24 protein-coding genes are annotated in these 25,659 nt (G+C 35.9%); 12 read left to right on the top strand and 12 right to left on the bottom strand.

Annotation, left to right across the window (positions count from 1 at the left end; genetic code table 11):
- Positions 1-69: 69 nt before the first annotated feature.
- Genes ABH942_RS16035 through ABH942_RS16025 form a run of 3 tightly spaced genes read left to right on the top strand, consistent with a single transcriptional unit; the run spans position 70 to position 7,740 of the window.
- The gene (locus tag ABH942_RS16035; protein ID WP_370033743.1) at positions 70-3,657 is read left to right on the top strand and encodes a hypothetical protein; all 3,588 of its coding nucleotides are present in this window, start codon (positions 70-72) and stop codon (positions 3,655-3,657) included.
- Positions 3,658-3,662: 5 nt separating this feature from the next.
- Positions 3,663-7,181 (top strand): DUF6443 domain-containing protein, encoded by a 3,519-nt coding sequence (locus tag ABH942_RS16030; RefSeq protein WP_370033741.1) that lies wholly within the window; start codon positions 3,663-3,665, stop codon positions 7,179-7,181.
- Positions 7,165-7,740 (top strand): hypothetical protein, encoded by a 576-nt coding sequence (locus tag ABH942_RS16025; protein WP_370033739.1) that lies wholly within the window; start codon positions 7,165-7,167, stop codon positions 7,738-7,740. Before ABH942_RS16030 ends, ABH942_RS16025 begins: the two co-directional genes overlap by 17 nt.
- A 354-nt stretch (positions 7,741-8,094) precedes the next feature.
- Here the strand turns inward: ABH942_RS16025 and rnhA are convergent, their stop codons facing one another.
- The 3 genes from rnhA to ABH942_RS16010 are packed head-to-tail and all read right to left on the bottom strand — an operon-like array spanning position 8,095 to position 9,553.
- On the bottom strand, positions 8,095-8,568 hold the full coding sequence (rnhA, locus tag ABH942_RS16020; protein ID WP_370033737.1) for a ribonuclease HI: 474 nt from the start codon (positions 8,566-8,568) through the stop codon (positions 8,095-8,097).
- 11 nt (positions 8,569-8,579) lie between these two features.
- The gene (locus ABH942_RS16015; protein ID WP_370033735.1) at positions 8,580-8,987 is read right to left on the bottom strand and encodes a DUF4348 domain-containing protein; all 408 of its coding nucleotides are present in this window, start codon (positions 8,985-8,987) and stop codon (positions 8,580-8,582) included.
- Positions 8,988-8,989: 2 nt separating this feature from the next.
- The gene (locus ABH942_RS16010; protein ID WP_370033734.1) at positions 8,990-9,553 is read right to left on the bottom strand and encodes a phosphoribosylglycinamide formyltransferase; all 564 of its coding nucleotides are present in this window, start codon (positions 9,551-9,553) and stop codon (positions 8,990-8,992) included.
- A 175-nt stretch (positions 9,554-9,728) separates the two neighbouring features.
- On the opposite strand from ABH942_RS16010, the gene ABH942_RS16005 reads away from it, so the two are divergent.
- The 3 genes from ABH942_RS16005 to rnc all read left to right on the top strand — a co-directional run bounded on the left by ABH942_RS16005 (position 9,729) and on the right by rnc (position 12,145).
- Positions 9,729-9,965 (top strand): acyl carrier protein, encoded by a 237-nt coding sequence (locus ABH942_RS16005; RefSeq protein WP_007137004.1) that lies wholly within the window; start codon positions 9,729-9,731, stop codon positions 9,963-9,965.
- A gap of 178 nt (positions 9,966-10,143) precedes the next feature.
- A complete protein-coding gene (fabF, locus tag ABH942_RS16000; RefSeq protein ID WP_370033731.1) occupies positions 10,144-11,397 on the top strand; it encodes a beta-ketoacyl-ACP synthase II in 1,254 nt (417 codons plus the stop codon).
- 7 nt (positions 11,398-11,404) lie between these two features.
- Complete coding sequence (rnc, locus tag ABH942_RS15995) at positions 11,405-12,145, top strand: ribonuclease III (RefSeq protein ID WP_370033729.1); 741 nt, start codon at positions 11,405-11,407, stop codon at positions 12,143-12,145.
- A gap of 299 nt (positions 12,146-12,444) precedes the next feature.
- Here rnc and ABH942_RS15990 read toward each other — a convergent pair whose 3' ends face one another.
- Entirely contained in the window at positions 12,445-13,116 is a 672-nt protein-coding gene (locus ABH942_RS15990; RefSeq protein ID WP_370033727.1) for a hypothetical protein, read from the bottom strand.
- A 173-nt stretch (positions 13,117-13,289) separates the two neighbouring features.
- Here ABH942_RS15990 and ABH942_RS15985 point away from each other — a divergent pair, with 173 nt between their 5' ends.
- From ABH942_RS15985 to ABH942_RS15970, 4 genes are all read left to right on the top strand, one after another.
- Positions 13,290-13,694 carry a helix-turn-helix domain-containing protein gene (locus ABH942_RS15985; protein ID WP_370033725.1) on the top strand — a complete coding sequence of 135 codons (405 nt, stop codon included), beginning with the start codon at positions 13,290-13,292 and terminating at the stop codon, positions 13,692-13,694.
- 146 nt (positions 13,695-13,840) lie between these two features.
- Entirely contained in the window at positions 13,841-14,329 is a 489-nt protein-coding gene (locus tag ABH942_RS15980; RefSeq protein WP_370033724.1) for an IPExxxVDY family protein, read from the top strand.
- A 2-nt stretch (positions 14,330-14,331) separates the two neighbouring features.
- A complete protein-coding gene (pyk, locus tag ABH942_RS15975) occupies positions 14,332-15,762 on the top strand; it encodes a pyruvate kinase (protein ID WP_370033722.1) in 1,431 nt (476 codons plus the stop codon).
- A 116-nt stretch (positions 15,763-15,878) separates the two neighbouring features.
- On the top strand, positions 15,879-16,652 hold the full coding sequence (locus ABH942_RS15970; protein WP_370033720.1) for a Bax inhibitor-1/YccA family protein: 774 nt from the start codon (positions 15,879-15,881) through the stop codon (positions 16,650-16,652).
- Positions 16,653-17,083: 431 nt separating this feature from the next.
- On the opposite strand, the gene ABH942_RS15965 is transcribed toward ABH942_RS15970, so the two are convergent.
- The 4 genes from ABH942_RS15965 to ABH942_RS15950 all read right to left on the bottom strand — a co-directional run bounded on the left by ABH942_RS15965 (position 17,084) and on the right by ABH942_RS15950 (position 21,399).
- Positions 17,084-17,599 (bottom strand): PAS domain-containing protein, encoded by a 516-nt coding sequence (locus ABH942_RS15965; protein ID WP_370033718.1) that lies wholly within the window; start codon positions 17,597-17,599, stop codon positions 17,084-17,086.
- A 157-nt stretch (positions 17,600-17,756) separates the two neighbouring features.
- Positions 17,757-18,845: a DNA polymerase IV gene (gene dinB, locus ABH942_RS15960; RefSeq protein ID WP_370033716.1), complete on the bottom strand. Its 1,089-nt coding sequence runs from the start codon at positions 18,843-18,845 to the stop codon at positions 17,757-17,759.
- Positions 18,846-18,864: 19 nt separating this feature from the next.
- On the bottom strand, positions 18,865-19,314 hold the full coding sequence (locus ABH942_RS15955; protein ID WP_370033713.1) for a GNAT family N-acetyltransferase: 450 nt from the start codon (positions 19,312-19,314) through the stop codon (positions 18,865-18,867).
- Between the two features lie 3 nt (positions 19,315-19,317).
- Complete coding sequence (locus tag ABH942_RS15950; RefSeq protein ID WP_370033711.1) at positions 19,318-21,399, bottom strand: site-specific recombinase; 2,082 nt, start codon at positions 21,397-21,399, stop codon at positions 19,318-19,320.
- A gap of 80 nt (positions 21,400-21,479) precedes the next feature.
- Here ABH942_RS15950 and ABH942_RS15945 point away from each other — a divergent pair, with 80 nt between their 5' ends.
- Positions 21,480-21,950, top strand: coding sequence for a CYTH domain-containing protein (locus tag ABH942_RS15945; protein ID WP_370033709.1), 471 nt, complete (start codon positions 21,480-21,482; stop codon positions 21,948-21,950).
- 54 nt (positions 21,951-22,004) lie between these two features.
- Positions 22,005-22,922: an alpha/beta hydrolase gene (locus tag ABH942_RS15940; protein ID WP_370033707.1), complete on the top strand. Its 918-nt coding sequence runs from the start codon at positions 22,005-22,007 to the stop codon at positions 22,920-22,922.
- Positions 22,923-23,234: 312 nt separating this feature from the next.
- Here the strand turns inward: ABH942_RS15940 and ABH942_RS15935 are convergent, their stop codons facing one another.
- From ABH942_RS15935 to ABH942_RS15920, 4 genes are all read right to left on the bottom strand, one after another.
- The gene (locus ABH942_RS15935) at positions 23,235-23,843 is read right to left on the bottom strand and encodes a DapH/DapD/GlmU-related protein (protein ID WP_370033705.1); all 609 of its coding nucleotides are present in this window, start codon (positions 23,841-23,843) and stop codon (positions 23,235-23,237) included.
- Between the two features lie 17 nt (positions 23,844-23,860).
- The gene (locus tag ABH942_RS15930) at positions 23,861-24,550 is read right to left on the bottom strand and encodes a GNAT family N-acetyltransferase (RefSeq protein WP_370033703.1); all 690 of its coding nucleotides are present in this window, start codon (positions 24,548-24,550) and stop codon (positions 23,861-23,863) included.
- Positions 24,551-24,833: 283 nt separating this feature from the next.
- Entirely contained in the window at positions 24,834-25,271 is a 438-nt protein-coding gene (locus ABH942_RS15925) for a DoxX family membrane protein (protein ID WP_370033701.1), read from the bottom strand.
- Positions 25,272-25,373: 102 nt separating this feature from the next.
- On the bottom strand, positions 25,374-25,658 hold the full coding sequence (locus ABH942_RS15920) for a hypothetical protein (protein WP_370033699.1): 285 nt from the start codon (positions 25,656-25,658) through the stop codon (positions 25,374-25,376).
- Between the last annotated feature and the right edge of the window lies 1 nt (position 25,659).

Here is a 25,659-nt window from a genome sequence, read left to right as displayed (position 1 = left end):
CGAACCAACGTGCAGAACGACTCGGTGAAGGTCGTAAAGGCCATTAACAAACAATAAAATACACTACACATGAAAAAAATATATGCACTTTTGGCAATGCTGTTTTTAACATACACACATCCAGCCTTTTCTCAAAATAATCAAGATAACACTATAGACTATAGCGAGTATATCAATAAAACCATAAACAAGCCCAATTACTATACTTTTCAAGATTATTCTAAAGAAGGAAGCGTAGACCTTCTAACAGGTAAATTTGGCTTAGACATCAATTTTCATCAAATTGAAACAGAATATCTCAATATACCCATAACATTCCAATATTCTACAGGTGGAGTACAATTAGATGACATCTCTAATGAAGTCGGAATTGACTGGCATTTGGTTGCTGGAGGTTCAATTACAAGAACCATACATGATGTAGCAGATGAGATGGGTAGTACGATTTGGAGCAATAAAAGATTTTGTGATAATCTAGGCAATTTTTTAGGAACTGGAGGAGATGTTGGCTACACTAATTATGACATAAATATGATGAAAACTATAGGCACTGGATATGGCGCCTATAGAGGGAGTGCCAATGCAACTATAGGGAGCTGGTTCACTAATTTTTTCCCAAAAAGGCGTTTTGACAATGGCTATAGTGAAATTGGCAGTTTAGTTGAGATTAAGAGATTTGAGACCTGGCCAGAATCAGATGAGCTCAGCAACCCTTCTTTTAACCTTGATACAGAACCCGATATATTTAGATGCGCCATAGGCGATTTAAATTTTTCTTTTATTCTTAAGAGAAAACCCTCATATTTTAATATTGATGGTACAGTTTCTCCTGGCGGCGGTGCTCTTTATTTTGAAGCAGTCCCAATTGATGAGATTGGAATTAAGATTAAATATTACATAAGCTCAGCTCTTTTTCATGATAGAAGAAAAAACTATTCTCCTAATCAGCAAAAAAGAGATGTCGATGAATTTGTCATTTCAAAGTTTGAGATAACCGATAAAAGAGGAGTCATTTATACTTTTGAAAATTTCGATTTTATTGACGCTGATTCTATAGAAGAATTTTTTAATAATTTCTTTGGAGAAAATAACATGCGAATTTTCCAATGGAAAACGTATAATACAACCACCAATAACTGGAAAATAACAAGCATTCAACTGCCAAACAACAAAACAATCAATTTTCAATATATTCCGAATGAATACCTTTATCAAAAACAAGTGCCCAGAATGCATGATGGAGAATATAATAACTTGAAATACAACCTATCACCAGCATTGCCTACCTATGCAATAAATAGACTTGACACACATATTGAAGGGCATTCAATATCAGAAATATCCTATGATAATCAACGAGTTAAATTTCATTATACCAATTACAGACCAGACATGAAAACTGGAGGATTTAACCTTAATAGGATTGAGCTCTGGAATAAAGATCAAAGACTAATAAAATCTTTTAACCTCTCTAAAACATTTTCCTATTCTGATTTAGATGGTGGGCATGAAGATTACAGAATGTTTTTAACCGGTGTCGAAGATAGTAGAACAGAAAAGACATATTCATTCAGCTATGACAATATTGATGCGCTGCCACCTCGTAGCTATGTTCAATATCAAGATATTTTTGGTTATTATTTGGGTCCGCAGGCTATTGCAAACAACTACCCTTCATTTCCTACCATTTATATAGATCCAAATGACACAAATGGCAATAAAATATCCTATGACATACCAAATGTCCCATATTACACCGTTAATAGTGGCTCAAATAGATCTGTAAAATTAAACCATCCGAAAACCGGTACATTAAAAAAAATTACTTTCCCTACTGGAGGAGAATTAGAAGTTGTATTTGAGAACAATACCTATTTCGATCCAAAGCTGCAAAACAAAAAAGCACTAGGTCCAGGCGTTAGAACGAAGGAGTTAAAATATTATTCAGGCGGCGGACAATTAGCAAAAAAAACAGAATATTCCTATGATAATTTTAATGATGCTACGGCTAGTAGCGGTACATTGCTATACAAACCTTCATTGGCTTATATTTCCAACTGGAACCTGAACAACCAATATGACAGGAAAACCGAAATTGAAAATAACACTTATGATTTTTACAATGCCAACAGCAGGCTAAATTATTATTCTTACTATCATTTCGACAGACATTATTCCAAAGAAAAACTTAGCCAGTCTGGCCTGAATGACCATAGTATATATGCAAAAATGGTAAAATTATCAACACATGGCATTGGGAATCGTATGGATTTCAAAGGCCGTGAGATAATCTATCCAAATGTGACAGAAAAACTAGTAAACATAGAAAATCCAAATCTATCCTATTATACTAAATTTTATTTCAACAATGTAGATAATCGTGGAAAGGTCAATTCTATAACAGGACCTTCAGATGAGCCCAACATTTATGCTGCTGGTACTGAATCCACATCTTATTCGAATTTTTCTCCTTTTTATGCCAGAACAACAGGAACTGGGTATATGAAAACAGCAGCAGGGTTTATAGAAAGAAGCGGGTACGATATTTATCCTTTTCCAGAAAGAAATTTTTACGATACTACTGAAAATCAACTATTCGGAAAACTATTAAAAAAAGAATACTTCGACAATACTAATACTAAAAAATATACTGAAATTTATTCATATGGTCAAATTGTAAAAAATGACAGCATAAATTCTGGAAATCTTTTAAAGAGTATTAAAACTGATTTTTTAAAAATGCACCTTTATGACTCTAATGATGCGACGAAGGAATTTAAAAAATACCATAAGCTATTATCTTCTGGCTCATCGATAACACAAACAGATATCCAAAACTATCATGGCTTGTATTTGTTTTCAGTTAAACCAATAAAATACAATTCCAAAATCTTCTTGGAACACAAAACTGTAACAACTCATTTTGGCACAGGTGATATTGTTGAACAATATGATTACAATTATTCTAATAATCCATACGGAAATTTAAGTTTAGAATACTTTAGCAATAGCAAAGGTGAACAATTTGAAAAATATTATTTATATCCCGAGGCTAATAGCAACAAGCCCTGGTTGAGTCAAATGCTGACAAAAAACATATTAATCCCTTATAAAACAGGAACAAGAAAAACAACAAATCAAGAAAACATTAATGAAAATGAATATGCATATAAAACATGGCAAAATGGTTCTGTCATGCTGGAACATATAAGCCAAAGAAGAGATGAATTAAATCCTGAAATTAAAATTCGCGTCAATAAAAGGGATGATCGGGGAAATATACTTGAATATCAAAAAGAAAACGGCATACCTATATCTTTAATATGGGGATATGGAAATACCCAGCTAGTTGCCAAGCTTGAAAATATTAGCTATGCTAATATTCCCGGAAATTTAATCACAACTATCCAAAACGCAACTGATTCATCGATTAGTACAGCATTGAATGGATTACGAGCCAGTGTTGACATCAACATGCAAAAGGCAATGATAACAACATATGTATATGAACCATTGATAGGAATCAGTAATATAACCGACCCAAAAGGAGAGACTGCATTCTTCGAATATGACAGCTCTGGACGATTGAAACGGGTTAAAGATAGTCAGGGCAACATTCTTTCTGAGAACCAATATCATTACTGGATTCAAAATTAAACGACATGAAAAAGATATTATTTCTGGCAGCTATATTATTGCCAATGCTGATTCAAAGCCAGAGTCAAAATTATATAAAGACTACTAATTACAAAGTATCTTCTACATCATCGCTATCTAATCCCACAGCTGCTCAGGCAACACAAAATATCATTTATTTTGATGGATTAGGAAGACCCAATCAAGAACGCGCGCACAGACAGTCCGGAGCAGGAACTGATCTAGTAACTCATATAAGCTATGATGGTCTTGGCAGACAAACTAAAAAGTATCTACCCTATCCGACAACAACAGCTACATTAGCTTTTGATACCAACGCCGAGGGAGCCTCTTTAAACTACTATAATACTTCACAGCCTTTATCTCCAGGGTTTGAAACTACAGGAAATCCTTTTAGTGAAACATTATTCGAGAATTCTCCATTAAATCGAGTAATAAAACAGGCCGCTCCCGGTAATTCTTGGGCTATGGGTTCGGGGCACGAAATAAAAACGGAGTATAGTAGCAATATTGCAGGTGAAGTTAGATCTTTTAGTGCCACAGCAATATGGCAAGCTTCACAAGGGCTCTATACTTCGACCTTAGTTCAGCAAGCTGAAGGATATGCAGCAGGACAACTCTACAAAACTGTTATAAAGAACGAAAATTGGACTTCCGGCACGCTAAATACAACAGAAGAATTCAAGGACAAAGAAGGCCGGATTATACTTAAAAAAACCTACGCTATTTATAATCTAAGAGGCAATAAGGTCATTCAACCTATGGAGACCTATTATGTATACAATCAATTCGGTAATTTAGCCTTCGTACTGCCTCCCTTATTAAGCAGTCCAATAACATTAACACAGATTGACGGTCTATGCTACCAATACCGCTATGACAAACGTAATCGCCTCGTAGAAAAAAAGCTTCCGGGTAAACAGTGGGAATTTATTGTTTATGACAATCTGGATAGAATTATCGCTACTGGCCCTACTTTTTCTCCTTTTTCGGACTTACCGGCTGGCTCAACCGGTTGGTTAATTACTAAATATGATGAATTTGACCGCATTGCTTATACAGGATGGATGCCGGCCACGGTAACCAGCAATGAGAGAAATACATTGCAGGTTGCTCGTCATGCCCAAACTAGCAACCTGAGTGAAACCAAAAGCGCATCAGATAATAACGTAAATGGTGTAGTCTTACACTATACCAACATTGCATGGCCTGCGACAGGATACCACATACTTACAGTAAACTATTATGATGATTATAATTTTCCAAATGCTCCCTCTTCTTTTGGAAACGTTGAAGGAGATACCGTATATTATAACCTTTCAATAAAACCGAAAGGTCTATCCACAGGCTCATGGACACGTGCTTTACAAACCAGCACAATATATACAGGTGAAACTTCCTACATCTTATATGACAAAAAAGCAAGAGCAATACAGAAAAAAACAATGAATTATCTGGGAGGTTATACCCGTACAGATAATAAACTCGATTTTTCAGGAAAAACCCTCTATACTATTATTTACCACAAACGAACCACCTCTGATGCAGAATTAAAAGTTCGTGAAGATTATACTTATTCCGATCAAGACCGCCTGCTTACTCTTACTCATACTATTAATACAGGAATCCCGCAACTATTAGCAAAGAATGAGTATAATAATCTGGGACAGCTTGTCCGCAAAAATGTGGGAGGTACCGACATCAGCGGAAATTCAGCTTTCCAAAAAATCGACTATGCCTATACTGTTCGCAACTGGCTGAAAGAAATCAACAATACTACGTCACTGACGAGAGTCGGAGACCCTACCGATCTCTTTGCTTTTAAAATATACTACGACTCACCGATAGTTGCACAACCGCTTTTTAATGGCAACATAACTGAGACTGAATGGAAGACTGCAAGTGACAATAAGACCAGAAAATACAGCTATTCATATGACGCTGTCAATAGGCTCACCAATGCTGTTTATAGTAAGGAAAATAGGATGACCGAATCCTATAATGAATACATACAATATGACAAGAACGGTAACATTACTATACTACAAAGAAATGGCGGACTCGATTCAGATTCGGGAGCTTATGTCCAAATTGACGATCTTTTTTATTCTTACGATGGACAAAATCGAAATAGAATAACATCTATAGAAGACAATACCGGGGATCCTCAGGGTTTCAAAGATGGGGCTATTGACTATCCTGAATACTTCTATGATGCCAACGGAAACATGACTCAGGATCTCAACAAAGGCATAACCGAGATCCGTTACAACCATTTGAATCTGCCAATAAAAATTGTCTTTGGATCAGAAAGCAATAAAATTGAATATCTTTATGACGCAACTGGAACTAAGATTAAAAAAACAATCACCGGTTCAAGATTGACAACAGGCGGAATTGTTGACTATTTGGGAGGTTTTCAATATAAGAACAACTTACTCGAATTTTTTCCAACTGCAGAAGGTTATGTTAGAGCTACTCTGAACAGCACTGGTGGTTATACCTATAGCTATGTATTTAACTATACCGACCATTTAGGCAATATCCGATTGAGTTATGCTGAAAACCCTCAAAATCCGGGAACACTTAGTATTCTTGAAGAAAACCATTATTATCCTTTTGGATTAAAAAATACGAATTATAATTCTGACCAACTAATACATCAACAATCTAAAGGAGGTGTAGTACTTAAGGACTTTGGCGGGTTAGAACCGGTTTTAGATCCGCTTCCTTATAATTATAAGTACAACGGGAAGGAGTTCCAAGACGAGCTGGGGCTTAGTATGTACGATTACGGAGCAAGGAATTATGACCCTGCGATTGGAAGGTGGATGAATATTGACCCGAAAGCTGAATCATCAAGACGATGGTCGCCGTACACTTATTGTTATGATAATCCAATAATATTTGTTGACCCTGATGGAATGCAAGCTAAGTGGAAACCCGATAGAAATGGAAATTTGATAGCTGAAAAAGGAGATAATGTTGCTAGTTTAGCAAAATTTCTAGGAACGACCTCAAAAGATATATCTAATAGATTTAAACTAAATTCAACAGGTGAAAATGTTCCAGAAAATTATCAATTTACTGAAGGTAAAACAGTAAAATTAAATAATAACATGACTCGTTCAATTGAAAATTCAAGTACAACAAGCGAATATAATGCTGGAACAGATTGTTATAATTGTCATGGTGCTGCTATTGCCACAGTAAAAGGAGAAGAAATTACCCCTGAAACTGCAGGCTTTAAAGATTTAGCAGACCCATTTAGTAGTGAAGTAAAAGATGTAAAAAAAGACTTGACAGAAGTTTCGTCAACCGAAGAAGCAGTTTTCGGAAAAACTATTCTAAGTTTTGGCGACCATTCTGCAGTATATTATGGCACTGATAACGGTGGGACTGAATACTACTTTTCAAAAAATGGCGCAACAGAAAAACCTGCTGTTTTTACTAAGCAAGAATTAAAAGATATATATCCAGACAATACTAACCCAAAACTATTAAATTATGAACCTCAAAAATAAAGCGATTAATTTTTTATTTCCAATTGTTGGACTACTTTGTTTTTCTTGCAAGGAAAAGGACAAAAAATCCGAAATTGAAATTTACACACTCAAATCAAGCGATGAAAAGATTGAGGTTCCGTATGATTCAGTAAAAAAAGAATTTATCTATGCTCCAAAATTTGAAGTGACAAAGAATTTGTTGAATGAAAACCCTTTAATTGTAAGTAAAGAAGTCTTGTGTTTGGATACTCTTTCAGGAAAAATAGAATTATCTGCAGAGGCGATTAACAAAATTATAAGTCTTAAATCTTCTATGAAACATGGCATAAAGTTCGCCATTTGTCAAGATAAAGAACCAATATTTACAGGGTACTTTTGGAGTAGTCTTTCCTCTTATGGCAGTACATGGAATTGTATAGAATACAATCATAGTAAAAAGGTCTCCAGTTCAGTTAAACTAAATATTTATAAGAGTAATGGTATGAATATTTCTAAGCGTGAAAAAATTAATTTTAGCACATATCCTGAACTAATAAAATATCTCACAGAATCTAATAAGTTAGAATGTAATAAATAATTTTGGAATAAAAACTAACCACCCAGTTTAGGGTGGTTTTTATTTATGAATCAAAAATCAATTCAAAGGATTATTTTATGCATTTATGGAAAACCGTACAAAATAATATTTAAATATTTTTAAATTAGTCGTCAAAATAAAATTTATTGACAATAAGCTTAAAAAGCAATATTTTTAACACAATTTATTAAAGAGCAGTAATATTGCTTTAACTAAGACAATTTTCGCATGATAAATTATTCAGCTTGGCCTAAGAAGAAGATAAATACAACAACATTAAGGCTGGATTTAAGTAATCCTCGTTTTAAATTATAAAAAAATAAAGGGCGGATATTTTTCCGCTCTTTATTATAACTAGAACCCCTTCTCTTCCCTCTCATAAAAAGCATCAACCGACAAATTAGGCAATCCCGATGCCATAACCGCTAATCGATCGCAACGTTCGTTTTGCGGATGATTGTTATGGCCTTTTATCCATTTGAAATCGACCTGATGTTTTCTGTAAATAATAAGGAAGCGTTTCCATAAATCCGGATTCTTCTTGTCTTTATAGCCTTTCTTTTCCCAGCCAAAGACCCAGCCTTTGGAGACAGAATCAACAACATATTTGGAATCGGAAATAACCAAGACCTTGGTGTTTGGCAATTTGAGTTTTTCCAAACCTACAATAACCGCCAGAAGTTCCATTCTATTGTTGGTAGTATGGCGGAAACCTTCATAAAATTCTTTTTTATAGGGTTTGCCTACCCATTCCATCACCACGCCATAACCTCCGGGACCAGGGTTTCCTTTGGCAGCGCCATCGGTATAAATATGTACTTGGTGCATTGTGAATTTGTTTAATCAGTAGTATCGGTTATCTCAACCAAAAACCAGGAATCCTTTTTACAGACAAAGGTATACTTAGTATTAATATCGTTATTTATACCCTTCTTATAGCAAAAAACACTATCCGTTTTCTTGTCTATATTAATTTCATACGGTTTGTTGCCACTTTTGGCATTCTTATCAAAATCAATGGTTTCAAAAGTATCTTCATCCGTCATCCTTTCCATCATATCAAGCGGAAAGTCCTCATCAGAGTAATACTCCATAATCGGAAAATCCACATGCTTTTTTTGGAACAGGCTATCGCTTGCGAATTTTTCAAAAAAGGAATCAAAATCTTGGTTACATGTACCTTGAATCGTATTTCGGCTTCCGCAACCTGCAAGGCAAACCAAAATTAAAAGCAATAGGTATTTCATAGTTATGAATGTAAAAGGTTATCAATTATTTGAGGAAAATGCAAGTGTTCCAATTCCTGTACTTTTAACGCTATTTCTTCAGGAGTCGTACAGCTATCAACCGCAACTTCAGCCTGAAAAATCATTGCGCCTTCGTCATAATTTTCATTTACATAATGAATACTAATTCCTGAATATGATTCTTGATTCTCTAAAATTGCTCTGTGCACATTCATCCCATACATACCTTTACCGCCGTATTTTGGCAACAATGCAGGATGGATATTAACGATTCTATTCGGATATTTTGCCACAATATCGGTTGGGAATTTCCATAAAAACCCGGCCAATACAATCAAATCCGGATTCAGCGCCAGCACTTGCTCCAACACTTTACCTGAATTGAGCTCTTCTTTTGTAAATACATAACCCGGCACTCCCAATTTTTGTGCTTTATCTAAAACTTGGGCATCGGGATTGTTTGAAAAAACCGCCACAGTTTCCGCCGTTTTTTTATCCTGAAAATAGCGGACAATATTTTCGGCATTGGAACCGGAACCCGAAGCAAACAGGATGATTTTTTTCATGGAAACGTCATTAATTATAGCACAAAAAAAAGAATAATAAATGATATTAAATGTATTTTGAAAGCCTTTGTGAAATATTTTTTTTAAATTAGTACTCACATTTATCAACTAAAACGTTGTTTTAAAATAAAGTTTTTTATTTTTGCCAACAATTAAATTCAAAAATTAAAAGATTATGTCAGACATTGCATCAAGAGTTAAGGCGATTATCGTAGACAAATTAGGCGTTGACGAAAACGAAGTTGTAACAGAAGCTAGCTTCACAAATGATTTAGGAGCTGATTCATTAGACACTGTTGAGCTTATTATGGAATTCGAAAAAGAATTTGACATCCAAATTCCAGACGACCAGGCTGAAAACATTGCTACTGTAGGTCAAGCAATTTCTTACATAGAAGAAGCAAAAAAATAATAACAATTGACATCCCGTGTTTTCCTTGAGAATCCACGGGAGTTATTATTTTTACAAAAGATTCAATTTGATTGCTTTCAATCATTAAGATATTATGCAATACCCCTGTCTCTTTTTTATGACTAAGAAGAAAGCATGGGTATTTTTTATATAAATTTATAACTATAAAATTATAAGTATGAAATTACGAAGAGTCGTAGTAACTGGTTTAGGTGCCTTGACACCCATTGGAAATACCGTTCAGGAATATTGGAATGGACTTATCAATGGTGTTAGCGGTGCTGCTCCCATAACTTATTTTGATACCACTCATTTCAAAACTAAATTTGCATGCGAGCTGAAAAACTTTAATGCAGAAGATTTTATAGACCGCAAGGAAGCCCGTAAGATGGATCGTTATGCACAATATGCTATAGTATCGTCTGACGAGGCTGTAAGAGATGCCAATTTCGACCTTGACAAATTAGACAAAGACAGAGTCGGTGTAATTTGGGGCTCTGGAATCGGAGGTCTTGAAACATTCCAGCAGGAAGTTATGGACTTCACAAAAGGAAACGGCACTCCGAAATTCAATCCTTTCTTTATACCAAAAATGATTGCCGATATAGCCGGTGGACATATTTCTATCAAATATGGCTTCAGAGGACCAAACTTCACGACAGTTTCTGCGTGTGCTTCCTCTACCAATGCGCTTATTGATGCTTTCAACTATATCCGTCTGAATCATGCTGATGTAATGGTTACCGGAGGTTCAGAAGCCGCTGTAACTATTGCAGGAATGGGCGGATTTAACGCTATGCACGCACTTTCAACCCGTAATGACGATCCAAAAACAGCGTCAAGACCAATGGACAAAGACCGTGAAGGATTTGTTTTAGGTGAAGGAGCAGGAGCTTTGGTTCTTGAAGAATACGAGCATGCTATTGCGCGTGGTGCAACGATTTATTGTGAAATAGGCGGTGGCGGAATGTCTGCAGACGCGCATCATATCACTGCACCACATCCGGAAGGATTGGGCGCTAAAAACGTAATGCTTAACTGCCTTAGAGACGCCGGCCTAAGACCGGAAGATGTTGATGGCGTTAACATGCACGGAACTTCTACTCCACTTGGAGATATCGCTGAGTCTAAAGCTATTCAGCACGTATTTGGTGAGCATGCATATACTTTGAATTTGAATGCCACCAAATCGATGACAGGACATTTATTAGGAGCTGCTGGAGCAATCGAAGCAATTTCTTCTATCTTATCGATCAAACACGGTATCGTTCCTCCAACCATCAACCATTTTACGGATGATGAAAACATTGATCCAAAATTGAATTTTACATTCAATAAGGCTCAAAAAAGAGACATGAAAGTAGTAATGAGTAATACTTTCGGTTTTGGTGGACACAATGCTTGCGTTTTGGTTAAAAAACTAGAACTATAATATTCGGATGAACATCATCAGAAAAATATTTCCAAATTCCCGTTCTCATGAAGACGGGATTTTTTTTAGTGAAATCTATAAAATACTAGGCTTCAAACCTGTCAATCTTGAGTGTTACCGCAGGGCTTTCACGCATCGTTCTTCCAACAAACTGGATGCCGATGGAAACCAGATTAACTACGAACGTCTGGAATTTCTGGGAGATGCCATGCTGAGTTCAGTAATTGCTGCTCACTTATTCAATCAGGTTCCTTCCGGAGACGAAGGATATCTTACAAAAATGCGTTCTAAAATAGTAAGCCGCGAACATTTGAACGAGCTTGGACGTGACCTCAACCTGATTCGCTTTATCGAAAGCAAAGTCCCGGCCCAGCATTTTGGAGAAAACATACACGGTAATATCTTTGAAGCACTTGTAGGAGCCATCTATCTTGATAAAGGCTATACTTACTGCGAAAAGTTTATCAAAAAAAGAGTCATCACTCCATATGTGGATATTGCTAAGCTGGAAGGCAAAGTCATCAGCTACAAAAGCCTGCTGATTGAATGGTGCCAGAAAGAAAAAAAAGCATTCCATTATGATGTCTATGAAGACAATGGCATTGACGGCCAGCGTTTCTTTGGTGTCAAGCTCAGTATTGACCATAAAGTAGTGGCCAAAGCCAGGGCTACTTCAAAAAAGAAAGCCGAAGAAAAAGCTTCCCAAAGAGCCTACTTTGCTTTTCAGGAAAAAATCAATAATAAATAAAACAGGACTTATAAAAGTCCTATTTTTTATCTTACTATTTAAATTTAAAGCTCGCTAATCAAGCCAAGTTTGAGATTTTAAATATGGGTATTATCCGATTTCTTACTATGATAAAAAATAATGTAAGAAAGTGGCCCAATAATGGGCAAAAAGAAAACTATTAAAACAGAAAATAAAAATCTAAACTTAACTTCTCTCCTGAAGATTAGAACTAAAGAATATACTACAAGCGACAAATACAACAACAGCAACGAAAGAACCGTGTACGAATTTACTTTTCCCATATCATCTATATTTAATTATTTTTTACAACACCATGCAAAAGTTGATACGCATATATGATTCCCTTTAGCGCAACTTGTTGTAAAATCTTTCGATATTTCAGCACATCCATTAAATGCACCCTCTGACGCCGCTTCCTTTATTACATTTGCTAAATGACTTTGTGAAGAGTCAGTTGACAAACCCCAACCCACAGAATAGTAAGTATCTCCTGCAGCACAGCCTTTTTTATTTCTCTTAAACATTTCAAAAGTTGTCTTCTCTTTTTCTTCCAACATTCTTTCCCTAACAAATAACAATAGTACACACACATTCTGATCCTCAAAAACCTTATCCCCAAATTCTTCAATCATACCCTTTAAGTATGGAGTAGATAAATACACTGAATTATTCTTTATATAAGCCGAATACAAATTATCTATACCGCTATTTTCTATATCATTTAAAAAATAAGTATTTTTCTTTAGTTCTATCGTGTACCTCTTAAGATTTACTTTTTTATTTCTAAAATAAAATCTATTGAAAGTCTCGAAGCTAAATAGTAATCCCTCATTTGTTTTTCCTTTAACAATATAATTAACTCCTGCTTTAAAAAACTCTTCTGACAGGACATCTATCTTCTCAGTTTGTCCTAACGAAAAATTAGTAATACAAATAAAAGCAATTAAACCAAACAACATCTTTTTCATGTAAAATTGTTTTAAATTTATAAATATTTTAAAAAAACATATTATTTTGTTAAATATTAATTTCTTTAAAATTAAATAAATCTGTTTTTCCATTATGGAAAAAACAACACACAAATCGGAATAAATAATTAAAACATATGTGTTTGTCGCATATATCAAAACAATTAAACGCCATGAAAATAGGAGAAAAGCTACGATTATTACGCAAACTAAAAGGATATACGCAAGAAACTATGGCCGGAAAGCTAAATATGGAGAGACGATCATATGCTAATCTTGAGAACGATGTCACTAAAATTGACATGGAGAGAATAACTCAAATTGCAGAAGTCTATGGAATTGAGCTAGATGAATTATTAGCATTTGACGAAAGCAAAGTATTTGAAAAATGCTTTAATAAAAATATCGAAAGCTTTTTTTCGGTTGAAAAATTTAAGTTCACGTCCTCTATTGAAGAACGCGAGTTTTTCATTCAACAAATCCAAGTATTATTAGAAACCTTTGACAAGGAAAGAAAAGTCTTTTTTGCAACAATTGAAAATCTCAAGGCTACGATTAAAAAAAATAACACTCATTGAAATCAATTTTGCTTTTTTTCAATACTAAATAATCATCAATCCCTTAAAACTATATCGTTTTCGTTGATAAATTAACGTTAACCTAATTGTATTTTATATAATTCCTCATCAAATATAGCTATATTTACGACTTATTTAAATTCAATATGGGCATCCATAAGTTACATCTTGACGAATTTGATGAAGTTGATTATGAGCTTATTGCTATCCACACTTCATTAGAAGATTTCAGATTGGCTTTCTTCATCAATCAGCAATTACCTATTCTCCTAAGCCGAAGCAATGACGAGATTGGCATTACGACCAAAGAAGGAGAAGCTGCGTTTACAAAATTCAGCTATGATGATACGGCAAAAGACATCCAATGGAGTCTGGTTCAAAACAAAAATGAGATTATTACCCATAAGAAAAGCGGTAAGCAGGATCTTTTTTTAGACGAAAATGTAGAAATTGCCACCAAAGTATATCTTCTTCCTGAACTTAAAAAAGTAGACTACTTTTTGAAGATAGAAAACAACTGCAACACTTTTGAAATTGAAGAGATTGTACAACAATTAAATAAAATAGAATGGATCACGACTGTTTACGAGCTGATTCCAGACAATATAAAATCTAAAAACAACTTAATTTTCTAATAATGTCGACAAGAAAAAAAACAAAGATCGTAGCTACATTAGGTCCCGCCTGCAGCACTAAAGATGTCCTTAAAGACATGATCGATGCTGGAGTAAATGTATTTAGGATTAACTTTTCCCATGCAGATTACACCGATGTGAGAGCCCGAATAGATATGATCCGCGAACTGAATGATGAATTTGGATATAATACCGCTATTTTAGCCGACCTTCAAGGTCCTAAGCTTCGTGTTGGAGTGATGAAAGAAGATGTCGTTGTCAGCAAAGGAGATATCATCACATTCCAGACTGCCGAAGATGTTCCCGGAACAGCCGACAGAGTCTACATGAACTACAAACAATTCCCTGCTGATGTAAACCCGGGAGAAAAAATCCTTCTTGATGATGGAAAATTAATGTTTGAAGCTATTGAAACCAATGGCGTTTCAGAAGTAATTTGCCGAGTTATTCAAGGTGGACCTCTAAAATCTAAAAAAGGTGTAAACCTTCCAAATACTAAAGTTTCTTTACCAGCCTTGACACAAAAAGACATTAAGGATGCTCTTTTTGCTATAGAAAATCAGGTGGATTGGATTGCACTTTCTTTTGTAAGAACAGCAGAAGATCTTCAGGAACTGCAAGACCTTATTTCTAAAAATTCAGGACATAAAATTCCGATTATTGCTAAAATCGAAAAGCCGGAAGGTGTTGAAAACATCGATAAGATTGTTGCTTTTTGCGACGGTTTGATGGTAGCCAGAGGCGACCTTGGTGTTGAAATTCCAGCACAGGAAGTACCTTTAATCCAGAAAAAATTGGTCCACAGAGCTAAAACAGCCCGTATTCCTGTAATTATTGCTACTCAAATGATGGAAACAATGATTACGAGTCTTACGCCTACCCGTGCAGAAGTAAATGACGTAGCCAACTCTGTAATGGATGGCGCTGATGCCGTTATGCTTTCAGGAGAAACTTCTGTAGGAAACTATCCGGTACAGGTAATTGAAAAAATGACACAGATTATTGAAGCTGTGGAAGATTCTCCACTAATTCAAGTACCTCAAAATACGCCGCAAATCAGAACGAAACGTTTTATTACGAAATCCATCTGTCATCACGCGGCTTTGATGGCTAACGTAATCAAGGCGAAAGCAATCTGTACGCTAACCAATAGCGGTTATACAGCTTTCCAGATTTCGGCCTGGAGACCACAATCCCATATTTTGGTTTTTACATCCAACAAAAAGATCCTGACACAATTGAATCTTTTATGGGGCGTAAATTCATTCTACTACGACAAGTTTGTAAGTACAGACGATACCGTTACAGATATCAATGAAATTGCAAAAGAAAAAGGATATGTTGACAAAGGCGATTTCCTTATTAATCTTGCAGCAATGCCGGTAGTCGACAAAGGTATGGTAAATACGCTGAGAGTTTCTGAAATGGAATAGACACAAAACAAGACAAAAATCAAATCCGTTAGTCGCCTAACGGATTTTTTATTGCTGTAACCAGAAAAAATAGAAAAGAAAAAATTATATTTGGGCTGATATTAAAACAAACGATTATGAATTTTAAGTCAAATAATCCATTTTTAGGCAACAAGAATTTCAGCAAACCAACTGTTCATTCTTATAGCCATGACGAAAACAACACTTTAATTGATTATGGTCAGGAAATGACTATTTCGGGAACCATCAACAAAAGTTTCTTTATGCTCTTGTTGTTAACTGCTACTGCTTCTTTAACATGGTGGTTGGCTTTTAATGGCACTAATCCGCTTCCTTTGGCAATAGGAGGAGCAATCGTTGGATTCGTACTTGTCCTAATTTCATCATTCAGACCGCAATATTCTCCGTATCTGGCTCCTGCTTATGCTTTAGTTGAAGGATTATTTATTGGTGGTATTTCAGCAGTATTTGAAGCGATGTATCCTGGAATTGTGATCCAAGCTGTTGGCGCTACATTTGTAACATTTTTAATATGCTTTGGTCTGTATAAATATCAGATTGTAAAAGTAAATGAGCAATTCAAATCTGTAGTTATCGCTGCTACATTAGCTATTGCTACTTACTATCTTATTTCCTGGCTACTTTCTATGTTTACCAGCTTTGTTCCTGTACATTATGGCAATTCTCCAATGAGCATCGGAATCAGTGTTGTTGTAATCATTATTGCTGCCTTGAATTTATTTCTGGATTTTGACCTGATTGAAAAAGGAGCTAAAAACCGCCAGCCTAAATACATGGAATGGTTTGGAGCTATGGGATTAATGATTACCCTGGTATGGCTTTATATTGAATTTCTAAGATTGCTTTCTAAGCTTTCGAGCAGAAACTAAAAATAAAAAATTATTAAAATCAAAAAAGGTTTGACGAAAGTCAAACCTTTTTTTTTCCAGATGACTTTTGCAAAACAGCCACTAACCCTGTTTGCAGAAAGTCATACACCCCCATTATAATTCAACGACACATTGTTTGGGAAGAACTTGTGCAATTCATGTAAATTCCCAATGCCTGTGATTATGTTACAAAGCTATACTGATGGCATAAACGAGACAAGGGGAAATTTCCCCTTTTTTTCAGGGGAGAAAAACTTTAACGATTAAACCAGTCGTTTATTTACAAAGGAATTTCATCCATAAGCCTTGCGTCTCTGCGCCTTTGCGTGAAAATTTCGCTCGCAAAGGCGCAGAGACGCAAAGAAAAATGTTTTAGAAAAAATTAAACTAAGGAGACTTGAAAAGAAAAAAACGGCTTATAACAAGAAATTTTAAGCTGCTTTTTCAAATGCAATAAAATTTATAACCTGTTTTTTGCGATTGAAAACAGGAAAAGCCTTGATGTGACAGGAGTAGGTTTCGCCATTTTTCTTGTAGTTGGTAATTGTCTTTTCAAAAGGGATTTTAGCATTAATGGCTTCCCGGATGAGTTTGAGGTCATTTTTTGAAGTTTTAGCTCCCTGAAACAATTTCGGGCTTTTTCCAAGCACTTCTTTCGAAGCATAGCCTGTCATTCCAATAATATTTTCTGAAGCAAATACAATATTCAAAAAACTGTCTGTAACAACTACTACATGGTCTTTTTGCAGCTCTTCTTCAAAATTCCAATTAAACTTCCATTGATTTGATTTTGAAAGCGTCTTTAATTTTGACAAATCAGAAAGGATAATCTTAAGGTGCTCCAAATAATCTCCAAAAAAATCCCACGAATACAAAGGCATGGGAATACCGTTCCGCATAGCGGAATGTTCCTTTTGTGCATTTTCATATTCGTTTAGGTCTAACATGGTGATAATTTTAGCAAATATAAATCTTTGACAGAAAGTGGTCGAGAAACTCTTTTATTTTTGATTTATGATTTTTGATTTTAGATACCCTAAGTCAAAAATCTTAAATCTTAAATCTTAAATCTTAAATCTTAAATCTTAAATCTTAAATCTTAAATTAAAAATCAAACTTTAACTGAACAGCCACTGTCTTTTTCACTTCCGTATTCAAATTTCCAAGTGAAATTCCAAGCAGGCGAACCGAATCTTTCATTTTTTCCTGGTATAACAGTTCTTTGGCTACATCCAGAATAAGGCTTTTGTCAGAAATAAAATAGGGCATTGTCTTGCTTCGGGTTTGCAGAGAGAAATCGCTGTATTTTATCTTTAACGTAACCGTCTTTCCTGAAATATCATATTTCTTTAGTCTTCGTTCTAAAGTCGCTGCGATCGATTCCAGACGTTCCATCATAAAAATTTCCGAAGTCAGGTTTTCATGAAACGTATGCTCCGCTCCTACTGATTTTGCTATGCGTTCCGGCTTTACAGCACTATTATGAATGCCCCGGACAACGGCATAATAAAAGGCTCCGGATTTTCCAAAATGCTTAACCAGGAAGTCTACCGATTTCTCCTTTAGGTCTTTTCCTGTAAAGATTCCTAACTGATACATCTTTTCCGTGGTCACTTTACCAACTCCATAAAATTTCCGTATTGGAAGTTCTTCCAAAAAAGCCAACACTTCATCAGGATTGACCGTTTTTTGTCCGTTGGGTTTATTAAAATCAGAAGCTACCTTGGCAATAAATTTATTTATGGAAATTCCGGCAGATGCAGTTAACCCTACTTCTTCTAATATTCTTTTGCGGATTTCCTGAGCGATTAATGTCGCACTGGGATTGCCTTTTTTATTTACGGTAACATCAAGATAGGCTTCATCAAGAGAAAGTGGTTCGACCAGATCTGTATAGTCAAAAAAAATCTGGCGTATCTTTTCAGAGATTTCTCTATAGCGTTCAAATCTTGGCCTTACAAATATCAGGTCGGGACAATTTTTTTTAGCCTGATAACCGCTTATGGCACTTCGTACACCAAATTTTCGGGCTTCATAACTTGCAGCAGCTACAACGCCTCTGCTTCCTCCGCCGCCAACTGCAATAGGTTTTCCTCTCAGTTCCGGATTATCCATCTGCTCCACAGAAGCATAAAAGGCATCCATATCGACGTGGATGATTTTACGATTCTGAATTTGTTCCTGCTCCTCCATAATCCCAACTGCCAATTTATCAAATGGACTCTATATCACAATCCAATCGATACAAATCAAATCCTTCGTCCCAGAAATCTTTAACAACTTCTCTGAGTTCAAGCCCAAATTTTTCATAAAAGCGATAAACAAGCTGTGATGTCCTGACAGACAAAGTCCTGACCTGTTTATTTTCCTTTATCTTTTCAATCCTGAATTGAGTTAAGGCACTGCCTAATCCTTTTCCTTGATAGGATGGATCGAAGATGTCCCACGATATTTTTGCCGTTTTGCCATCTTCGGTCAGATTAAAACCTCCACATCCAACAACCCTGTCTTCCATAACAATAACAAAATAATTGTCAGCCTCATTATCCAAATAATACAGCAGATCCTTTTCTTCATTAGGAGAAAAGAATTCTGGTGTATTCAGCTGTAACAGTTCCACTATTCTCTGTTTGTCAGAAACGGTATACTCTCTAATAATCATTTTTTATTTTTTTGTGTCCGAAGCCAGATAGTCTTCTTCGACCTGGGTTTTTATCTTACTTTCGGAAGGAAAAAAGAAACTCATAGGTTTGCTCTTGAAATGCTTCCAGATTGACGAGATAACAAATCGGATTTCACGCAATGGAATATTTCTGGAACGGAAAGCCAGCCCTAAAGACAAAGCAAAACTCACCAGGAAATTGACCAATCCTATGACGCCAATCCCTATAATGCACCAGATTACCAATGACAAAGTTACCATAAAATCTGCTCCATAAAGCCCCAAAGCCAAATTACCGCTTACGAAAGTAATGTGCCTGATGTCCAGATTTAATCCAAAAAACAACCCGATAGAGGCTGTTGAACCCATAAAAACACCAAACCAGAAGTTTGAAATAATACCTGCCCATTTTTTCTCATAAATATCAGCGAGTTTTTTTGTCTTTTCCCTGCCAAAAGTCATCTTTAGCACGGGATGTTCCTGTATTCTGTAATACACCTGATGGTGTTTGTCTCTATTGGCAATACTTCCCGAAATAATACCCGAAAGGAAAAGAAATACTCCGGCAATGGCTGCATGGAAAATGGCCGGAGAATGAACCGGACTTATGTCTGTTAGCAGTTTTGTCCATTTAGAAGCAGCTATATTGTACTCAAAAGCATAATCAATCAGCCAGATTCCCAATAGTGCAACCGGAAATGCCATAATAACGTTCCCGACAAAGGCAATAAACTGCGACCTGAAAACCCGTGCAAAAAATACGGCAAATGCCTGATGTTTTTCAGACGAATTCCCTTGTTTTTTCATTCCTTGCTCCAAAGCCCTGATTAATGCAGACGCTGTCATGGCCGGTTGTTTTGTAGCCAGTGTAAATCCGCAGAGATAAATAGCAATAAACCCTATTGAATAATTCATGCTGTATAAAAAAGCATGTCCAAAACCGCTGGTTTCTACCTTGCCCAGCATTACTTTAATGATACATAAAACACCAACAATCAGTCCGCCGCCCAAAGCCGCCCTGAACATCTTAAAATATTCCTGTCGTGTTTCTGTAATATACTTTTCTCCCGTTTTTGCAGTATGTTGGGTAACTTCATACGACAAGAGCTGCGTACTTTCGTTTACCAGGTCTCTGATATCATTTTTATAGCAGTTGTACCTTATCAATTTAAGAGCGAGTTGTATGCCGTTATTTTTTTTGTTTTCTTCCCTATCAACAACCAAAAGCGGAATCAGCACTTTAAGTCGGTAAAGCTGCTGGCGTATTCTGAGCAAATTTTGGTTTACGCGAAGCGAAATACCATATTTTGAGGAATTGGCAAAAGCTTTTTCTACAAAATCATTGCATTGTTTATGTAATATCAATAGCTGTTTATAGTAGAGATCTGAAGAAGTAATAAAATGATTGCTTTCCGCATTCCTGATCGTATCATCAATCTGATGAAGCTCTTTTTCAAAAGCAGCAAAAGGACTTTCAAGATTATCATATTCCGGAACCATTTTTATGACATCTGTCTCCATAGCACGACCACTGATACGCTGTGTGATAATACTCATAGAAAGCAGCATTTCAGACAATACAGATTTTTCTTCTACAGTATTGTAAATCGGTTTGAAAAGCAACAGATCATAAAGCTCCTCAATTTGCGAAATTGGAATTTTGTTTACCCAAATCGTGTCGGTTGGCAAATAAAAAACCTGATTTAGAATATATTCCAACGAATCTTTATTTGGTTGGTAAGGCAGCAATTTGGAAAAAATCCTTTTTCGGACTTCAAATATAAAATCAACGTCACGGAGAATTCCCGCATCGGAAAGGAATTTATTGAATTTTTTGTTATGAAGCAGTTCTTTTACATAGTAAGAAAATTGCAATCGTATGAAATCATTTTTCTGGAGGAATTCCAACAATTCCTGAATATCGACAACCTGAACCGTTTTAGGTTTTTTTGGGCGTATAATACTCACCAGCTGTACCAGTAATTCAATTTCATCATTTGCCAGTGTCCATAACTGACTTTCATCAAAATAATGCTTCAAAAAAGAGGCAATGGAGATTTTTGGCTTCGATTTTCTAATTTTCATGGAGTTTTAACTTAAGCTTTCATCGTAAAAATACGAATAGAAGAGCATTTATTGTAACTTCGTTGATAAAAAGATAGACCATGCTTGAGATAGAAAGAAAATTCCTAGTCAATTCAGACCAGTTTAAATCACTCGCTTTTACCAAAAACCAAATTGCCCAAGGTTACCTCAACAGCCATCCGGAAAGGACAGTCCGTATCAGAATCAAAGGAGAAAGCGGTTTTCTTACCATTAAGGGAAAAGGAAACGAATCCGGAGTTTCCCGTTTTGAGTGGGAAACCGAAATTCCGCTTATAGAGGCCAAACATCTGATCCAGCTTTGCGAAAAGGGCGTTATTGATAAGATACGTTATGAAGTACAATCCGGCAACCATGTTTTTGAGGTAGACGAGTTTTTTGGCGAAAATGAAGGTTTGGTTATTGCAGAAATTGAATTGAAATCTGAAGATGAATCTTTTGAAAAACCTGATTGGTTAGGCAATGAAGTTACAAACGATGAACGTTATTATAACGCCTTTTTGAGCCATCATCCTTATAAGAGATGGAAATAATTTTGAAATAGGATTCTTGCTTTGACCAATTATAATCTATTTATCCAAGTTACAATGAAAAAATTCCTGATTGTCTTTTTGTTTCTGTTGTCATTTTATCAGGGAAATGCGCAAAAGATGACAACATTGACTTATTTCCAGAATGACACGCTAAAACTGGATTTGGATTTGTTTCTGCCGGCAAAAACTTCTAGTAAAAAACTCCCATTGCTTTTATATGTGCATGGCGGCGGATTTTCTGGAGGCGAAAGACAGTCCGGCCATAGTCTATGCAATTATATGGCACAAAACGGCTACGCAAGCGCTACGATTACCTATACGTTGTACGCCAAAGGCAAAAAGTTTAGTTGTGATGGCATTCTTTCTGAAAAGATTAAGGCTTTTCAATATGCAGTAAACGATTTGTGGCTGGCGACTTCCTTTTTTATAAAAAACAGCGAAAAATATGGAATCGATACTTCAAAAATATTCATTGCAGGGTCTAGTGCCGGAGCCGAAACCGTACTCCATGCTGCTTTTTGGGATTTTAAAACGATGAATCTGTATGATAATTCGCTACCTGCCGGATTTAAATATGCCGGACTTGTGTCTGGCGCCGGAGCCATCATGGACTTAAATCTTATTACGAAAACAAATGCGATTCCTATGTTTTTCTTTCACGGCAATGGAGATAAGACCGTGCCTTATGGTACAGCGCCACATCATTATTGCAAAACTGATGCTTCCGGATGGCTAATGCTTTTTGGTTCCTATTCTATCTATAACCATATTATAAGTCTGGATGAATCCGGAACGCTTTATACGTTTTGTGGTGGTGGACATGAATACAGCGGTTATCTTTTTGAAAAAGAGCACCACACAATTTTAAATTTCCTGAATGATGTTTTAGCCGGAAAAAAATTCCAAAAGCATGAAATAGTACCAACCGGAAAAAGGAATGAATTATCGGCTGCTTATAGGTTCTGTGATTAGAAATTATTCACCGTTAAAGCCGCAAAACAGGCTTCAGGTTTCGTTATAGCTGTCATAGCTAGATGATACACGAAAAACGAAGTAAATAAGAATGCTAAAAAAACATAAAAAAGAGACTTGCTTATAATCTCAGTTGCTTTTAGGAGAGCTACAACCAAAAAAGCTACAAAATAAGAGCCGAAGAGTGCAGTACTAAAATTCCAAGAGAGCGTTTATGTGCGGACAGTCTTATAGTCACCAAAATAATACGATTGTCATTATTACTATGGTTATTCTTCCTATTTTATTTCTAAGTATCCTTTATCCTTTGCATTATATTTTATATTGCTCTATCAATTCCAGTCTTTTTACAACTGAATTTTTCTCTAATAGTGTTCCGGGTGATAATACTGCATTGGCTCCTATTCTGGAATTATCTCCAATCAACGAGCCGAATTTATCTGATTTTGTGTCAATAATCTGTCCCCTATAAAGAACAGAAATGTTTTTGACTGTCCTTTCATTATAGTGATTGGCGGCGATTGAACCCGCTTCAAAATTGACATTGTTTCCTACTATACTATTACCAACGTAATTAAAATGTGCGATAGCCGTTCCGGAACTGATAATGCTGTTCTTGATTTCGCATCCCGGTCCAATCTTAACCGATTTGCCAAGAAAAACGCCTTCTCTAAAATAAGCGTTTGCTCCAACAAAACAATTCTCTCCAATTATTGCAGGCTGTTTTAAAACAGCTCCGTTTTCTATTGTTGCTGTCTTGTGTATAGCCACTCCATCTTGTATTTTATATTCATCGCCTAATCCTGAAATTATTCCATACAGGATTTCTTTGAGATTATTGGTTATTTCCCAAGGCAACAGGTTCACATGAGAAGGAAAATCCAGATTGAAATCGGTTATAAAATCATGTAAAGAAATCATGGTAATAGTTGCTAGGGTTAAGTTGTCAATTTTGCAATGTGCCAGAAACTGATTTTTCGTCTTGTTGTGAAACCGAGCTTTTCATATAATTTTATAGCGCCTACATTGCTTTCAACAACATGAAGGTAAGGTGTCTTTCCTTCTTTGATTATAGCATTGGCTGTATGGGCAACCAATTGTTTTGCCAAGCCTTTTCCGGTATGTTCAGGATGTGTGACAACGGCACTGATTTCGACAAAATCATCCATTTTCATTCGTTCACCGGTTACGGCTACCAACTGACCTTCTTCAAAGATTCCGTAATAATCACCTAGTAGGGACGTCTTTTCTTTAAAATAACCCGGCTGTACCAGATTGACCAAATCAAATAAAACTTTGGTGTCTTTTTGTGTTAATGGCACGATGGCATTCTTGTACTCCACTTGGATTTTACCAGAAACAATCATTTGTGCGCAAATCAGTTCGTTTTTCAGCAACAGCTTGTCAGACAACACTGGTTTTTCACCTACTATAAAAAAACTATCTGCCAACAAAGAATAGGCATCGATACTGTCTGAAATATCATTTGGGATTTCAAAACCACCAAACGGGCAATAATCCGGATGGTAGAACTTTATATTTTTATAATCAATTGCAAAATCCCGATGACTTTCGGATAACGAATGCCAAACGGGATTGTCTAATTTTTTATCATCTGGAAAACTCATAATTCAATTCTTGCAAAGCGGCTATATGGGCTGCTCCACTTACAAAAATACTCATTTTAGTACTTCCTTTATGTTAAGTTATGGCTCATTATTTAAGGACTATCAGAAAGTTTACATCAAATAAAAGAAGCCATTAAAAATAGTATTGCACGATGATTTTCCTTTTACAAACTTTGCGGTTCTGCGTCTTTGCGAGCAACTATTTTCTCGCAAAGGCGCAGAACCGCAAAACATAAAACGATTGACTGTATCGAAATATATTTTGGTGTAAAGTTTCGGATACTCAATCCTTATTTTTCGCCAAAAAATAATCCAAACTATACTTGTAACTATCCAAAGTACTTAAAAGAAAAGAAGCTGCCGATCCTGTAAATACGGAATAATCCAGAGGAGTTTTCAATCCGAAACTCAGTGTCATAGCAAGGGCAAAACCCAAAAGCAATACTCCAGAAAATAGGGAAACCCATTTTAACTTATAACCAATAAGCAGCAATACAGGCAATAGTATTTCTAAAGCCGTCGCAACATAGGCCAATAGTGTTCCTATTGCAGGAGAGGCAAAGGAATTAACCGAATTGGAATACGCCAGAAAATTATCCCAATTTCCCCAACTGACTGATTGGCTACCGGGTGCGCCCCATATACCGAAACGGTCTGCCACTGCCGATAGATAAGATACCGAAAGAGCTGTTCTTAAAAAAACCTGAGAGAATGTCTTCATTTTTATAGGAATTACTTTTAGCAAATTTCAAAAATATTCCGGTTAGAAAACTTGAAGTAGATTAAGAAAACGCACCAGGATTATTCTTATCCATGCTTTAACTTATTCATTCCTAACCGGAATAGCACTATAAACGGAAGAACCTCCTACTTCGTCAATATTCACATCCAATTCATCAGACGTATTTATTCCTTTAATAACTACATCAATTGTTCCATTTTCATTCACAGGAACTAATGCATAATTCTTATCAGGAATCGTATTCAGATTATTCTTTTTTTCTGCAGCATACGCCTTAGGAATGATGTCTACATTTTGCAAAGTCAATACGGTCAGGCAAACTGCAATGATTGTCAAGACTGCTTTGGTGTAAAAATCCGTTTTCATA

The sequence above is a fragment of the Flavobacterium sp. 28YEA47A genome (genome assembly GCF_041262125.1).
Classification (GTDB): domain Bacteria; phylum Bacteroidota; class Bacteroidia; order Flavobacteriales; family Flavobacteriaceae; genus Flavobacterium.
This window is presented reverse-complemented; position numbering and strand designations above follow the sequence as displayed.

What these genes read in the sequence shown, in the direction of transcription:
- ABH942_RS16035 (WP_370033743.1), top strand. Translation starts at nt 70, where the DNA reads ATGAAAAAAATATATGCACTTTTGGCAATGCTGTTTTTAACATACACA.
- ABH942_RS16030 (WP_370033741.1), top strand. Translation starts at nt 3,663, where the DNA reads ATGAAAAAGATATTATTTCTGGCAGCTATATTATTGCCAATGCTGATT.
- ABH942_RS16025 (WP_370033739.1), top strand. Translation starts at nt 7,165, where the DNA reads ATGAACCTCAAAAATAAAGCGATTAATTTTTTATTTCCAATTGTTGGA.
- rnhA (WP_370033737.1), bottom strand. Translation starts at nt 8,568, where the DNA reads ATGCACCAAGTACATATTTATACCGATGGCGCTGCCAAAGGAAACCCT.
- ABH942_RS16015 (WP_370033735.1), bottom strand. Translation starts at nt 8,987, where the DNA reads ATGAAATACCTATTGCTTTTAATTTTGGTTTGCCTTGCAGGTTGCGGA.
- ABH942_RS16010 (WP_370033734.1), bottom strand. Translation starts at nt 9,553, where the DNA reads ATGAAAAAAATCATCCTGTTTGCTTCGGGTTCCGGTTCCAATGCCGAA.
- ABH942_RS16005 (WP_007137004.1), top strand. Translation starts at nt 9,729, where the DNA reads ATGTCAGACATTGCATCAAGAGTTAAGGCGATTATCGTAGACAAATTA.
- fabF (WP_370033731.1), top strand. Translation starts at nt 10,144, where the DNA reads ATGAAATTACGAAGAGTCGTAGTAACTGGTTTAGGTGCCTTGACACCC.
- rnc (WP_370033729.1), top strand. Translation starts at nt 11,405, where the DNA reads ATGAACATCATCAGAAAAATATTTCCAAATTCCCGTTCTCATGAAGAC.
- ABH942_RS15990 (WP_370033727.1), bottom strand. Translation starts at nt 13,116, where the DNA reads ATGAAAAAGATGTTGTTTGGTTTAATTGCTTTTATTTGTATTACTAAT.
- ABH942_RS15985 (WP_370033725.1), top strand. Translation starts at nt 13,290, where the DNA reads ATGAAAATAGGAGAAAAGCTACGATTATTACGCAAACTAAAAGGATAT.
- ABH942_RS15980 (WP_370033724.1), top strand. Translation starts at nt 13,841, where the DNA reads ATGGGCATCCATAAGTTACATCTTGACGAATTTGATGAAGTTGATTAT.
- pyk (WP_370033722.1), top strand. Translation starts at nt 14,332, where the DNA reads ATGTCGACAAGAAAAAAAACAAAGATCGTAGCTACATTAGGTCCCGCC.
- ABH942_RS15970 (WP_370033720.1), top strand. Translation starts at nt 15,879, where the DNA reads ATGAATTTTAAGTCAAATAATCCATTTTTAGGCAACAAGAATTTCAGC.
- ABH942_RS15965 (WP_370033718.1), bottom strand. Translation starts at nt 17,599, where the DNA reads ATGTTAGACCTAAACGAATATGAAAATGCACAAAAGGAACATTCCGCT.
- dinB (WP_370033716.1), bottom strand. Translation starts at nt 18,845, where the DNA reads ATGGAGGAGCAGGAACAAATTCAGAATCGTAAAATCATCCACGTCGAT.
- ABH942_RS15955 (WP_370033713.1), bottom strand. Translation starts at nt 19,314, where the DNA reads ATGATTATTAGAGAGTATACCGTTTCTGACAAACAGAGAATAGTGGAA.
- ABH942_RS15950 (WP_370033711.1), bottom strand. Translation starts at nt 21,399, where the DNA reads ATGAAAATTAGAAAATCGAAGCCAAAAATCTCCATTGCCTCTTTTTTG.
- ABH942_RS15945 (WP_370033709.1), top strand. Translation starts at nt 21,480, where the DNA reads ATGCTTGAGATAGAAAGAAAATTCCTAGTCAATTCAGACCAGTTTAAA.
- ABH942_RS15940 (WP_370033707.1), top strand. Translation starts at nt 22,005, where the DNA reads ATGAAAAAATTCCTGATTGTCTTTTTGTTTCTGTTGTCATTTTATCAG.
- ABH942_RS15935 (WP_370033705.1), bottom strand. Translation starts at nt 23,843, where the DNA reads ATGATTTCTTTACATGATTTTATAACCGATTTCAATCTGGATTTTCCT.
- ABH942_RS15930 (WP_370033703.1), bottom strand. Translation starts at nt 24,550, where the DNA reads ATGAGTTTTCCAGATGATAAAAAATTAGACAATCCCGTTTGGCATTCG.
- ABH942_RS15925 (WP_370033701.1), bottom strand. Translation starts at nt 25,271, where the DNA reads ATGAAGACATTCTCTCAGGTTTTTTTAAGAACAGCTCTTTCGGTATCT.
- ABH942_RS15920 (WP_370033699.1), bottom strand. Translation starts at nt 25,658, where the DNA reads ATGAAAACGGATTTTTACACCAAAGCAGTCTTGACAATCATTGCAGTT.